The organism is Streptomyces sp. MJM8645 (assembly GCF_001625365.1).
GTDB lineage: Bacteria > Actinomycetota > Actinomycetes > Streptomycetales > Streptomycetaceae > Kitasatospora.
The window spans coordinates 5,047,617-5,060,213 of the sequence record NZ_LJJF01000001.1 but is presented as its reverse complement, the minus strand read 5'-3'; the positions used below and the strand labels follow the sequence as shown (position 1 = coordinate 5,060,213).

Annotated in this window: 11 protein-coding genes; 3 read left to right on the top strand and 8 right to left on the bottom strand. The window is 74.4% G+C overall.

Annotated elements, in window-relative coordinates; genetic code table 11:
* Positions 1–37: 37 nt before the first annotated feature.
* From A6F73_RS21825 to miaA, 4 genes are all read right to left on the bottom strand, one after another.
* Complete coding sequence (locus tag A6F73_RS21825; protein WP_063349337.1) at positions 38–2,377, bottom strand: HD domain-containing protein; 2,340 nt, start codon at positions 2,375–2,377, stop codon at positions 38–40.
* Positions 2,378–2,574: 197 nt separating this feature from the next.
* Positions 2,575–3,486: a diaminopimelate epimerase gene (dapF, locus tag A6F73_RS21820; RefSeq protein WP_063349336.1), complete on the bottom strand. Its 912-nt coding sequence runs from the start codon at positions 3,484–3,486 to the stop codon at positions 2,575–2,577.
* A 97-nt stretch (positions 3,487–3,583) separates the two neighbouring features.
* Positions 3,584–4,084, bottom strand: coding sequence for a hypothetical protein (locus tag A6F73_RS21815; RefSeq protein ID WP_063349335.1), 501 nt, complete (start codon positions 4,082–4,084; stop codon positions 3,584–3,586).
* Positions 4,085–4,310: 226 nt separating this feature from the next.
* Entirely contained in the window at positions 4,311–5,276 is a 966-nt protein-coding gene (miaA, locus tag A6F73_RS21810) for a tRNA (adenosine(37)-N6)-dimethylallyltransferase MiaA (protein WP_063349334.1), read from the bottom strand.
* Positions 5,277–5,455: 179 nt separating this feature from the next.
* Between miaA and A6F73_RS21805 the strand changes: the two genes are divergently transcribed.
* Positions 5,456–5,719: an antitoxin gene (locus A6F73_RS21805; RefSeq protein ID WP_063349333.1), complete on the top strand. Its 264-nt coding sequence runs from the start codon at positions 5,456–5,458 to the stop codon at positions 5,717–5,719.
* Between the two features lie 15 nt (positions 5,720–5,734).
* On the opposite strand, the gene A6F73_RS21800 is transcribed toward A6F73_RS21805, so the two are convergent.
* Both A6F73_RS21800 and miaB read right to left on the bottom strand, forming a co-directional pair.
* Entirely contained in the window at positions 5,735–6,433 is a 699-nt protein-coding gene (locus tag A6F73_RS21800; protein WP_063349332.1) for a class III extradiol dioxygenase subunit B-like domain-containing protein, read from the bottom strand.
* A gap of 134 nt (positions 6,434–6,567) precedes the next feature.
* Positions 6,568–8,070: a tRNA (N6-isopentenyl adenosine(37)-C2)-methylthiotransferase MiaB gene (gene miaB, locus A6F73_RS21795; protein ID WP_279634927.1), complete on the bottom strand. Its 1,503-nt coding sequence runs from the start codon at positions 8,068–8,070 to the stop codon at positions 6,568–6,570.
* Positions 8,071–8,155: 85 nt separating this feature from the next.
* Here miaB and A6F73_RS21790 point away from each other — a divergent pair, with 85 nt between their 5' ends.
* On the top strand, positions 8,156–9,175 hold the full coding sequence (locus A6F73_RS21790) for a TAXI family TRAP transporter solute-binding subunit (RefSeq protein ID WP_079135875.1): 1,020 nt from the start codon (positions 8,156–8,158) through the stop codon (positions 9,173–9,175).
* Between the two features lie 77 nt (positions 9,176–9,252).
* Here A6F73_RS21790 and A6F73_RS21785 read toward each other — a convergent pair whose 3' ends face one another.
* Positions 9,253–10,683 (bottom strand): HAMP domain-containing sensor histidine kinase, encoded by a 1,431-nt coding sequence (locus tag A6F73_RS21785; protein ID WP_063349331.1) that lies wholly within the window; start codon positions 10,681–10,683, stop codon positions 9,253–9,255.
* 6 nt (positions 10,684–10,689) lie between these two features.
* Entirely contained in the window at positions 10,690–11,445 is a 756-nt protein-coding gene (locus A6F73_RS21780; protein WP_063349330.1) for a response regulator transcription factor, read from the bottom strand.
* A gap of 371 nt (positions 11,446–11,816) precedes the next feature.
* Here A6F73_RS21780 and A6F73_RS21775 point away from each other — a divergent pair, with 371 nt between their 5' ends.
* Positions 11,817–12,590: an amino acid ABC transporter ATP-binding protein gene (locus A6F73_RS21775; protein WP_063349329.1), complete on the top strand. Its 774-nt coding sequence runs from the start codon at positions 11,817–11,819 to the stop codon at positions 12,588–12,590.
* Positions 12,591–12,597: the final 7 nt, after the last annotated feature.

Genomic DNA, 12,597 nt, shown 5'->3' with positions numbered 1-12,597 from the left:
CCCAGCTGCCGCCCCGGTTACCGCCGGGCGAGGTGAGCTACCCCTCAGGTCCTCGGGTGCCGTCGGGGCTCCTGTGCCCTGAGAACGCCGTGGACCGGCCGTGAATTCCCCATGATGGTCCCACGCCCGGCGCGGACCGGTCATCCCCATTTTCCCCGGGGTGGCGGGCCCCGCCGGTGTCCGGGGCCTGCGGCCGGCTGACGTCGTACACCCCGGAGACCTTGAGCATGGCCCGCATCAGCGCGGGCAGCGCGGCCGGCTCGGGCAGTTCGACGGTGTAGGTGTGCCGGACCCGCAGCTCCTGCGGCGGTTCGACCTCGGCCGAGACGATGCCGACGTCCTCGGCGGAGATGGCCGCCGTGAGGTCGGCGAGCAGCCGGGGCCGGTTGAGCGCCTCGGCCCGCAGGGTGGCCCGGTGGCCGGCCGCCGGGGTGCCCTCCGGCCGCCAGCGGACCTCCAGCTCGGCGCGCCCGGCCGCGCGCATCCGCTCCCCGGCCGGGCAGCCGGTGCGGTGCACGGCGACGGCTCCGCCGCGGATCGGGTAGCCGGTCACCTCGTCCGGCGGCACGGGCGTGCAGCAGCGGGCCAGCCGGACGGGCGCCCCGGGCCGGCCGGCCACCGCGACCGGGGTCGGCCGGCGCTCGGTGGTGCGGTGCGCGGGCGGGGCGGGCTGGCCGCTGGAGGGGCCGGTGCGCACCGGCGGGAGCCGGGCCGGGTGGTCGGCGAGCCAGCGTTCGATGGCCAGCCGGGCGGCCGGCGTCCGGGCGTGCGCGAGCCACTCGGGCGCGGGCCCGGAGGGTTCGGCGGGGCGCGGCCCGTCCTCGGTGAGCACGGTCCCGGTGGGCACGGCCTCGGTGAGCACGGCGAGCAGGTCGCCGTCCTGCAGGACGGTGGAGAGCGCGGTGAGCCGGCCGTTGACCCGGGCCCCGATGCACCGGTGGCCGGTCTCCTCGCCGAGCAGGTAGGCGGCGTCCACGCAGGTGGCGCCGGCCCTCAGCTGAAGCGTTTCGCCGCTCTCCGTCACGACGGTGATCTCGCGGTCGCCGGCCAGGTCGGCGGTGAGCGCGGACCAGAAGGCGTCCGGGTCGGGCGTCTCCTGCTGCCACTCCAGCAGCCGGCTGAGCCAGCCGGGCCGGGCCGGGTCGGTGCGATCGAGTTCGTCGGCGTCCTGGACGGCGCCGGCCGGCTCCGGGTCGCCGAGCGCGACCACCCCGGTCTCGGCGACCTCGTGCATCCGCCGGGTGCGCACCAGCACCTCGACGACCGTGCCGCCGCTGAGCGCCACCGCGGTGTGCAGCGACTGGTAGAGGTTGAACTTGGGGGCGGCGACGAAGTCCTTGAACTCGCCGGGCAGCGGCGTCCAGCAGGTGTGCAGCTCGCCGAGCACGGCGTAGCAGTCGGCGTTCTCCTCGACCACCACCAGCAGCCGCCCGAAGTCGGCGGGCTGCGGCCGCTGCGGCCGCCCGTCCGGGCCGGGCGCGGCGGCCCGCTTGAGCAGCACCCGGTGCAGCGACACGCAGTGCCGGGGCCGGACGGTGACCTCGGCAACCACCCCGGTCTCGGACAGCTGGCGGGCCAGCAGCCGGGCGAAGGGGGCCAGCTGGGTGTCCGGCTCGCCCTCGTGACCGGCCATCAGGGCCCGGGTACGGGCGTGCTCCTCGGGGTGCAGGGTGGCGAAGACGATGTCCTCCAGCTCCGCCTTGAGCACCTGGATGCCGAGCCGTTCGGCCAGCGGGATCAGCACGTCCCGGGTGACCTTGGCGATCCGCACCTGGCTGGCCGGCTTCATGTGCCGGATGGTGCGCATGTTGTGCAGCCGGTCGGCGAGCTTGATCACCATCACCCGGACGTCGTCGCCGGTGGCGACCAGCATCTTGCGGAAGGTCTCGGCCTCGGCGGCGGCGCCGAAGTCGACCTTCTCCAGTTTCGTCACCCCGTCGACCAGGTAGGCGACTTCGGGCCCGAAGCCGGCGCTCACCTGATCGAGCGTCAATTCGGTGTCCTCGACGGTGTCGTGGAGCAGCGAGGCGACCAAGGTGGTTGTCCCGGCGCCGAGTTGGGCCAGGATCATGGTGACGGCGAGCGGGTGGGTGATGTACGGCCCGCCGCTCTTGCGCTTCTGGCCCCGGTGGCTGGCCTCGGCGAGCCGGTAGGCCCGGGCGAGCAGGCCGAGGTCGGCCTGCGGATGGTGTTCGCGGTGGACTCGGACGAGCGGTTCGAGGGCGTCCGGGACGGGCGGCCGGCCGGTGGCCAGCAGGGCGGCCCGCCCGGCCCGGCCGAGCGCGGCCCGGCCGAGCTCCCCCAGGGGCCGCCTGGCCCCGGCTTGCCGTGCGGACGTCGGCTGCCCCGTCAGGGACTGCCCGGCTTCGATGGTCATCGGCGCACCTCCGGCAGCGATCACCGGCCGCCACCCCGCCGAGGGGCGCCTTCCCGGTGGTCCATGCTACCGAGCAGAGCACGTTCCGCGATGCCTTGCTTCCCGTCCGCGACACGCGTCACTCGAACGGGCGGATTCACCGGCGCGCGAAATGGGCAAACCGGGCCGTCAGCTGCCCGAGCCGCGCCCCAGACGTGTCAGACACGCCCCAGTTCGGCCCACCAGCGGGCGTCGATCTCACCGGCGGCCACGATGACCGCCGGGCCGGTCTTCTCGATCCGGCCGTCCGGGTGCTCGGTGATGACCAGTCGGCCGCCCGGCACGTCCACGGTGTAGGTGGCCGGCTCGCCGGTGACCGCCGGGTCGACGCCGTCCCGGCGGATGGCGGCCACCGCGACGGCGCAGGTGCCGGTCCCGCAGGAACGGGTCTCGCCGGAGCCGCGCTCGTACACCCGCATGGCGACGTGCCGCGGCCCGCGGTCCACCACGAACTCGACGTTCACGCCCTCCGGGTAGGCCCCTTCGGGGCTGGTCAGCGGCGCGGACAGCAGGTCCCCGGCATGGTCGAGGCTGTCCACGAAGGCCACCGCGTGCGGGTTGCCCATGTTGACGTTCAGCGCGGGCCAGCGCCGCGCGCCGACCGTGACCTCGACGCCGTCCGGCCCGGGCAGCCGGGCCCGGCCCATGTCGACGGTGACCTCGCCGGGCGTCCCGTCCCCGGCGTCCTCGGCGACCCGCACCGTCCGCACCCCGGCGCGGGTGGCGACCGCGAACTCGCCGGGCTCGGCCAGGCCGGCCTCGACCAGGTACCGGGCGAAGACCCGCACGCCGTTGCCGCACATCTCGGCGATGCTGCCGTCGGAGTTGCGGTAGTCCATGAACCACTCGGCCCGGTCGGCCTGGTCCGCGGCGGCCGGCTCGGCGGCGGAGCGCACCACGCGCAGCAGCCCGTCCCCGCCGATACCGGCCCGCCGGTCGCACAGCGCGGCGACGGCCGCGGGGCCGATCTCCAGCGCGCCGTCCGGGTCCGGGACGATGACGAAGTCGTTCTGGGTGCCGTGCCCCTTGAAGAAGGGGACGCCGACCGGCTGCGGGAAGGATGCGCTCACCCTCCCGATGGTACTGAACGGGCGCACCGGCCACCCGGGCGGTCCGACCGGTGGATCGGCGCGGGCAGCCGAGGGGCCGGCAGGGGCGGCCGGCGGATCAGCGCAGGTAGGCGACCCGCCAGACGGCCAGCGCACAGGCCACCAGCGCGATCAGGGTGTACAGCGCGATCGCCTTCCAGCCGGCCCGCTGCCCGGAGCCGCGGCGCGGCAGGCCCGGCCACTTGTACCCGGCGTGCCGGGCGGCCATCGCGCCCCAGCCGACCGAGGCGGCGGTGAGCAGCAGCCCGAGCATGCCGACCATGGTGGCGCGCGCCCCGGCCGAGCCGAAGGCGAGCGGGAAGGCGAACATCAGCGAGCCGAGGATGCCCAGCAGGGCGATCGGCAGGGTCTGCCACCAGCGGAGCCGGCGCAGCGGTCGGATCTCCCGCTCGTGCACCGCGCCCGCCGGGGTGCGGTTGTCCAGGGCCGGCAGTGCGACCGCGTAGGAGGTGGGTGCCTCCAGGCCGGTCAGCACGGGGAGGTCACCCCTCGTCGACTCGTCGGCCGGTGCGGTGACACTCCCGCTCTGGCCGGGTTCGGGGCCGGTACCCGTCGACACGCGGCCTCCCCTGACAGTTCGACACGAGCGGACTCGCGGTCGGGCACGGTCGGCCCGCGCGGCCGACCCCTACGCCTTCGATGATGGCATGTCCAGACGGGCGTTCCGGGCCTGACCGGCGTCGACGGGTGATCCGTGGCCATCACGTGATCGGGCCGTGACCGCCGGTTCGTCCTGCACGGCCACCTGCGCGCGCAGGTGCACCGCCGGATTGGCCGGAACCCGCCTACCCGGCCGGACGCTCCTGACGGTCGATCAGCTCCAGGGAGCGTTCCAGCAGCTCGACGGGGTCGGTGCCGGCCGGCCGGGACAGCCAGTGGATCCGGCCGTCGCGGCGGAACCAGGACTCCTGACGGCGGGCGAAGCGCTTGGTGGCCCGGACGGTCTCGGCCCGCGCCTCGTCCTCGGTGCACTCGCCGGCGAAGTGGTCCAGCACCTGCTGGTAGCCGAGCGCCCGGGAGGCCGTCCGCCCCTCCCGCAACCCGAGCCGCTCCAGCGCGCGCACCTCGTCCAGCAGTCCGGCCCGCCACATCAGGTCGACCCGCAGCGTGATCCGCTCGTCCAGTTCGGGGCGCGGCAGCGCGACCCCGATCTGCACCGCGTCGTAGACGGCGGTGTTGCCGGGCAGGTTCGCGGTGAACGGCTGCCCGGTGATCTCGATGACCTCCAGCGCGCGGACGATCCGCCGCCCGTTGCCGATCAGGATCGCCTCCGCGGCCGCCGGGTCCAGCTCGGCCAGCCGCCGGTGCAGCGCGTGCGGGCCGGCCTCCTCCAGCTCGGCCTCCAGCCGGGCCCGGACCGCCGGGTCGGTGCCGGGGAACTCCATCTCGTCGATCGCCGCCCGGACGTACAGCCCGGAGCCGCCGACCAGGACGGGCGTGCGCCCGACCGCGAGCAGCCGGTCGATCTCGGCCCGGGCCAGCCGCTGGTACTCGGCGACGCTGGCGGCCTCGGTGACGTCCCAGACGTCCAGCAGGTGGTGCGGCACTCCGCCGCGCTCGGCGGGGGTGAGCTTGGCGGTGCCGATGTCCATGCCCCGGTACAGCTGCATCGAGTCGGTGTTGATCACCTCGCCGCCGAGGCTGCGGGCGATGGCGACGGCCAGGTCGGACTTGCCGGCGGCGGTCGCGCCGACGATGCAGACCACTCGGGGCTGGGCGACGCGGGACTGGTCGGTACGGGAGCTGCTCACCGCTCCAGTCTCGCAAAACCGCCGCCGCACCGGTGACCGGGCTGCCCGTCGGCCCCGACTGCGCGACGATGTGACTGTGTCCGGCCATCTCCAGCCGTTTCCGCAGTTGAGCCGGTTTGCGAACGGTTCGGCGGTGACGGACGTTGGGCAGGAGACAGGGACGAAAGGGTGAGATCGCCATGGGTCTGATGGACAACCTCAAGGGCAAGGCCGAGGAGCTCAAGGGCAAGGCCAGTGAGCTCGCCGGCAAGCACAGCGAGCAGATCGAGCACGCGGTGGACAAGGCCGGCGGCGCGATCGACAAGGCGACCAAGGGCAAGTACAGCGAGAAGATCGAGCACGGCGCCAGCAAGGCCAAGGGCGCGGTGGGCGACTTCGCCCACAAGCCGAAGCCGGGCGAGGAGGGGCCGGCCGGCGGCAACGGCCAGGCGCCGCAGGCCTGACGCCCCGCGCTTCGATCAGCTCCAGGACGCCACGACGTAGCCGACCCCGTACGGGGCGTCCTGGTAGCCGAGCCGCGCGGTGAGGCCGGCGCCCTCCGCGGCGCCGGCCAGCACCTGCCAGGGCGCCCGGCCCTCGGCCTTGAGCTCGGCGGCCAGCCCGGCGTCCAGGGCGGCGAGCGCGGGCAGGTCGGCGGAGCCCAGGGCGGCGGCCAGGGCGGCGTCGAAGCCCTCGGCACGCTCGTCCAGGTAACCGGGGGCCTTCACCGAACGACAGGCGCTGCCGTCGCCCACCACCAACAGGCCGACCCGGTCGGCCAGCTGGGCCAAGCCCTGGCCGAGCCCGAGCATCCGGTCGGCGGGCGCGTCGGCGGGCACCGCGCAGGCGTGCGTCGGCAGCGTCACCCCGGCGCGCTCCAGCAGCCAGGCGCCGACCGTCAGAGACGGTGCCAGCTCCGGCCCCTCGACCCGGCCGCCGGGCAGCTTGGCGACCAGCGGCACCCCGTAGCGGTGGAAGGAGCCGGCCCCGCCCTCGGTCCACACCTCGGCCTCCGGCCCGGCGCCGACCACCACGACCAGCTGCGGCCCGGCCGCGACCAGTGCCGCCAGGGCCTCGTCGCAGGCGGCCCGCAGCGGGTCCAACTCGGCGGCCGCCCCGGCGGCGACCTCCGGGACGAGCAGCGGCGGACAGGGGCACACGGCGGCGGCTACCAGCATGCGGATCACTCTAGCCAAACGGCGACGGCGGCCCGGCCGGACTCGAAGTCCCGCCGGGCCGCCGTTCGAGGAGCGGGCCCCGTTCGAGGAGCGGGCCCCGTTCGAGAAGCAGGCCCCGTTCGAGCAGTGGGCCGTCAGTCGCCGCAGCAGGCCCCGCCCGCCGGAGCGGCCAGGGGCAGCGCGGCCGGGGCACCGATGCCCGGCAGGCCGAGCATCACCCCGGCCGGCTTGGCCGCGGGCTTGGCCTGGCGCTTCTCCCAGGCGTCGCCGGCCCGGGTGCGGCGCACCGCGAGCGACGGGCCCTCGGCGAGCAGGTGGTGCGGGGCCGCGTAGGTGATCTCGACGGTCACCACGTCGCCCGGACGCACCGGCTCCGTCGGCCTGCTGAAGTGCACCAGCCGGTTGTCGGGGGCGCGGCCGGAGAGCCGGTCGGTCTTGTCGTCCTTCTTGCCCTCGCCCTCGGCGACCAGGATCTCCAGGACGCGGCCGACCTGCTTCTTGTTCTCCTCCCAGGAGATCTCCTCCTGGAGGGCGATCAGTCGGTCGTAGCGGGCCTGCACGACGGCCTTCGGCACCTGGTCCGCCATCTCGGCGGCCGGGGTGCCGGGGCGCTTGGAGTACTGGAAGGTGAAGGCGTTGGTGAAGCGGGCCTCGCGGACGGCGTGCATCGTCTGCTCGAAGTCCTCCTCGGTCTCGCCGGGGAAGCCCACGATGATGTCGGTGGAGATCGCCGCGTCCGGCATGGCCTCGCGGACCTTCCGGATGATCCCGAGGAAGCGCTCCTGGCGGTAGGAGCGGCGCATCGCCTTGAGGACGGTGTCGGAGCCGGACTGCAGCGGCATGTGCAGCTGGTGCATCACGTTCGGCGTCTCGGCCATCGCGGCGATCACGTCGTCGGTGAAGTCGCGCGGGTGCGGCGAGGTGAAGCGGATCCGCTCCAGGCCCTCGATCTGGCCGGCGGCGCGCAGCAGCTTGGAGAAGGCCTCGCGGTCGCCCAGGTCGGAGCCGTAGGCGTTGACGTTCTGGCCGAGCAGGGTCACCTCGATGACGCCCTCGTCCACCAGCGCCTCGATCTCGGCGAGGACGTCGCCGGGGCGGCGGTCCTCCTCCTTGCCGCGCAGCGCGGGGACGATGCAGAAGGTGCAGGTGTTGTTGCAGCCGACGGAGATGGCGACCCACGCGGCGTACGCGGACTCGCGGCGGGTCGGCAGGGTGGAGGGGAAGGTCTCCAGCGACTCCAGGATCTCGACCTGGGCCTTGCGCTCGACCGCGGCCCGCTCCAGCAGCGCCGGCAGGTGGCCGATGTTGTGGGTGCCGAACACCACGTCGACCCAGGGGGCCTTGCGGACGATGGTGTCGCGGTCCTTCTGGGCGAGGCAGCCGCCGACGGCGATCTGCATGCCCTTGTGGCGGGTCTTGACCGGCGCCAGCTGCCCGAGGTTGCCGTACAGCTTGTTGTCGGCGTTCTCCCGCACCGCGCAGGTGTTGAACACGACCAGGTCCGGGTCGCCCTCCTGCCCGGCCTTGACGTAACCCGCGTCCTCCAGCAGGCCGGACAGCCGCTCGGAGTCGTGGACGTTCATCTGGCAGCCGTACGTGACGACCTTGTAGCTCTTCAATCCGCTCTCACCGCTCACCAGACCAGGGTACGGGCAGCCGCGAAGCGCTTTTCCCCCACCGTTTCCCCTCCCGTTCCGGCGGAGCGCCTGGCAGTATCCCTGCATGACCCCCACCACCCCGTCCCGTCTCGGCGCCGCCGTCCGCACCGCGGCCCGCAGCCCGCTGTGGCGGACGGTGCTGGTGCTGGTGCTGCTGGTCGCGGGGCTGGGCGGCTGGTGGCTGTCGGCGGGCCGCTCGCCCGGCTACCCGCGCGGCGAGACGCGTTTCGCGACCGGCGTGCAACGCGGCGTCTACGACCGGTACGGGCAGTTGCTGGAGGCCCACGTCGCCAAGGCCATGCCGGGGGTGCGGCTGGCCCTGGACAACACCGAGGGCTCGATCGACAACCTGGCCCGGGTGACCAGCGGCCAGGACGACTTCGCGATCGCCACCGCCGACGCCGTCGCCGACTACCAGGGCCCGGGCAAGGACCGGCTGCGGGCGATCGCACGGCTGTACGACGACTACCTCCAGCTGATCGTCCCGTCCTCCTCGACGGTGCACCGCACGGCCGACCTCAAGGGGCTGCGGGTCGGCGTGGGCCTGCCGCAGTCCGGGGTGAACCTGGTGACCAGGCGGCTGCTGGCCGCGGCCGGCCTGGACCCGGACCACGACATCGTCCCGGTGTCGGCGGGCGTCGGCGACGCCGCCGACCAGCTGCGCGAGAACAAGCTCGACGCCTTCTTCTGGTCCGGCGGCCTGCCGACCAGCGCCCTCACCGACCTGTCCGACCACATGCGGATGCGGGTCGTGCCGCTGGGGGACCTCGCCGGGGCCATCCACAAGATGGAGGGCGGCGGCACCGACGCCTACCGGGCAGCCACCATGCCCAAGGGCACCTACCCGAACGCCGACCCCAAGGACGCCGTCGCCACCGTGGCCGTGCCCAACCTGCTGATCACCCGGGACGACGTGGACCCGGGCCTGGTCGAGGGCATGACCCGGGCGGTGATCGACAGCCGCGACCAGATCGGCTCCCAGGTGCACGCCGCCCAGCTGGTCGACCTGCGCACCGCCGTCTACACCGACCCGCTCCCGCTGCACGAGGGCGCGGCCCGCTACTACCGCTCGGTGAAGCCCTGAAGGCGGAGCCCTGAGATCCACCGCTCGGTGAAGCCCGGAAGCCCGGAAACCGTACGGGCGCTGCGGGCCCGTACGGGCTACCGCTTCTCCGGCCGCGGCACCGTCAGCGTCACCGCGAGCCCGGTCGGCTCGACCGGGGCGAAGGCGAGCGAACCGCCGCCCGCCGCCAGCAGGGTGCGGGCGATCGACAGGCCGAGCCCGGAGCCGTCCACGTTCTGGTGCCGCGGGCTGCGCCAGAAGCGGTCCCCGGCGCGGGGCAGCTCGTCCTCGGCGAGGCCGGGCCCGGCGTCCGTGACGGTCACCGCGACCTCGTCCCGGCGCACCGAGACCTTCAGCCGCACCCCGCTGCCGGCCGGGCCGAACTTGAGCGCGTTGTCCAGCACGGCGTCCAGGGCGGAGCCGAAGCCGATCGGGTCCGCCATGCCGACGGCGAGCGCCGGGCCCTCCCAGCTCAGCTCGATCCCGCGCTGCTCGGCGACCGGCCGCCAGGCGTCGACCCGGGCCAGGGTGAGCGCGGCGAGGTCGGTCTGCTCGGGTTCGGGGCGGGCGTGCTCGGCGGTGGCCAGGCCGAGCAGGTCGTCCAGCACCCGGGCCAGCCGGACGCCCTCCTCCCGGACGCCGCCGAGCTCCTCCTCGTGCCCCTCGGGCAGTTCCAGCCCGAGCACCTCGACCCGCAACAGCAGGGCCGCCAGCGGGTTGCGCAGCTGGTGCGAGGCGTCCGCGACGAAGGCCTTCTGCTGGTCCATGGCGAGCACCACGTGGTCGGCCATCTCGTTGAACGAGCGGGCCAGCCGCTGCAGCTCGGGCGGGCCGCCGCCGGGCGCGACCCGGGCGGCCATCCGGCCGGTGGCGATGTCGTGGGTGGCCCGGTCGAGGGTGCGGACCGGGCGCAGCACCCACTCGGTGAGCCGGCCGGCCAGCAGCACCGCGACGATCATCGCGGCGGCCTCGCCGGCGCCGATCACCAGCCAGCTGTGCAGGATCCGGGTGCGCAGCGCCCCGGTGGGGGACTCGCTGAGCACCACCGCGACCACGTCGCCGTCGCGCACCACCGGGGTGGCGACGGTCAGGGTGCGGTCGTCGGTCCACGGCCAGACCTGGGGCGGGTTGTGGCTGCGCCGCCCGTCCAGCGCCTCCTGAAAGGCCTGCGCGCCCCAGCCGCGGGGCACCCGCCAGTCGGCGGGGGCGGCGGCGATCGGCACGCCGTCGCGCTGGAAGATGCCCAGCCGCACGCCGTACAGGTCGTGGTAGCGGCGGACCTCGGCGTCGATCGCGCGCCGGCGGCTGACGTCGCCGGGGGCGGGCTCCGGGTCGCCCTTGAGCGCGGACTCCACCGCCGAGGGGCCGGAGGTCGGCAGGTCCTGGGCGAAGCGGGCGGCGTCGTCGAGCCGGTCGACGACCACCCTGCTCTGCTCGGCCGCCGCGACCGCCGCCGCGAGCGGCAGCCCCAGGGCGGCCAGGACGCAGAGCATGAGGGCGATCAGGATGCCGAGCAGGCGGGTGCGCACGTGCGGTCAGCGCTCCGCGGGGGCGGGCGGGGCCGGGTCCGCGGCGGGCGCCGGGGACTCCGGGATCAGGCGGTAGCCGACGCCGCGGACGGCCTCGACCAGGCCGGGCAGCGCGAGCTTGTTGCGCAGCGAGCCGATGTGCACCTCCAGGGTGCGCCCGTTGCCCTCCCAGCCGCTGCGCCAGACCTCGCTGAAGATCTGCTCGCGCCGGTAGACCACGCCGGGGCTCTGGGCGAGCAGGGCGAGCAGGTCGAACTCCTTGCGGGTGAGCGGCACGTCCCGGCCGTCCACGCTGACCCGGCGGCGCTCCCGGTCGATCCGGATGCCGCGGGACTCCAGCGGGCCGCGCTGCTGCGGGACGGCGTCGGGCGCGGGCGCCGCCACCGAGGCGGGGGCGGCGCCGCGGCGGGCCACCGCGTGGATGCGGGCGAGCAGCTCGCCCATGTCGTAGGGCTTGGTGACGTAGTCGTCGGCGCCCAGGTTGAGGCCGTGGATCCGGGAGCGGATGTCGGCGCGGGCGGTGACCATGATCACCGGGACGCCGCTGCCGGCCCTGATCCGGCTGCACACCTCGAAGCCGTCGCGGTCGGGCAGCCCGAGGTCGAGCAGCACCACCCGGTACGGGTCGTTTCCGTCCGGCACCAGGGCGTCCAGCGCCTCGTGCCCGCTGCGGGCGTGCCGGACCTGGAAGCCGTGCCGGCCCAGTACCGCGACCAGCGCGGCGGCCACGCGTTCGTCGTCCTCGACGAGCAGCAATCGCATCCTGTTCTCCTCCTTCCCCCACCTGATCGCCGGGACCGCCTGGTCGGGCCCCGGTCCTGCGCAGTATGAGCCAGTGGGCGGCCCGGCGCCAGGCTCGGTCGCCCGACGGCTGCCACGGGGCGGGGCGCGCCGGCGCGGACGCCGGCTGTCACATGCCCCGTTGGCGCCCCGGCGAACAGCCCGCGAGCAGCGTGTGGCCGTTTCGTGATCCTCAAGTTCCGCTCAGATCGGCTGACGGCACGTCGTCATCACTCCTATGGTCGGCCCACCGGGGGCTGCGGCTCCGCCGGTCGCGGCTCCCGGATTTCGTACCACCATTGCCGCCCAAGGGAGTTCAGACTTTCACGGGCCGACACGAGGGAGCAGGCGCGATGGCCGAGAATCCGGTCGAGGACTCCACCCCTGCAGCCGCCCCCCTGGTCGTGCTGAGCAGCGTGAACAAGCACTACGGCGCGCTGCACGTCCTCCAGGACATCGACCTGAAGATCGTCCAGGGCGAGGTCGTGGTCCTGATCGGGCCGTCCGGCTCCGGCAAGTCGACGCTCTGCCGAACGATCAACCGGCTGGAGACCATCGACTCCGGCACGATCACCATCGACGGCCGCCCGCTGCCCGACGAGGGCAAGGAGCTGGCCCGGCTGCGCGCCGAGGTCGGCATGGTGTTCCAGAGCTTCAACCTGTTCGCGCACAAGACGGTGCTGGAGAACGTCGTCATCGGCCAGGTCAAGGTGCGCGGGATCGCCCGGGCGCAGGCCGAGAAGACCGCCCGCGGGCTGCTGGAGCGGGTCGGCGTCGGCGCGCAGGCGGACAAGTTCCCCGCCCAGCTCTCCGGCGGCCAGCAGCAGCGCGTGGCGATCGCCCGGGCGCTGGCGATGAAGCCCAAGGTGATGCTCTTCGACGAGCCCACCTCGGCCCTCGACCCGGAGATGGTCAACGAGGTGCTGGAGGTCATGCGCCAGCTGGCCGCCGACGGCATGACGATGGTCGTGGTCACCCACGAGATGGGTTTCGCCCGCTCCGCCGCCAACCGCGTGCTGTTCATGGCCGACGGCCGGATCGTCGAGCAGAACACCCCGGACGCCTTCTTCACCGCGCCGCGTTCCGACCGTGCCAAGGACTTCCTCTCGAAGATCCTCCACCACTGACGCTTCG

Bases quoted from the DNA above. Each gene is read 5' to 3' on its own strand.
- A6F73_RS21825 (WP_063349337.1), bottom strand. From the start codon at position 2,377: ATGACCATCGAAGCCGGGCAGTCCCTGACGGGGCAGCCGACGTCCGCA.
- A6F73_RS21805 (WP_063349333.1), top strand. From the start codon at position 5,456: ATGGGTCTGATGGACAACCTCAAGGGCAAGGCCGAGGAGCTCAAGGGC.
- A6F73_RS21800 (WP_063349332.1), bottom strand. From the start codon at position 6,433: ATGCTGGTAGCCGCCGCCGTGTGCCCCTGTCCGCCGCTGCTCGTCCCG.
- A6F73_RS21790 (WP_079135875.1), top strand. From the start codon at position 8,156: ATGACCCCCACCACCCCGTCCCGTCTCGGCGCCGCCGTCCGCACCGCG.
- A6F73_RS21780 (WP_063349330.1), bottom strand. From the start codon at position 11,445: ATGCGATTGCTGCTCGTCGAGGACGACGAACGCGTGGCCGCCGCGCTG.
- A6F73_RS21775 (WP_063349329.1), top strand. From the start codon at position 11,817: ATGGCCGAGAATCCGGTCGAGGACTCCACCCCTGCAGCCGCCCCCCTG.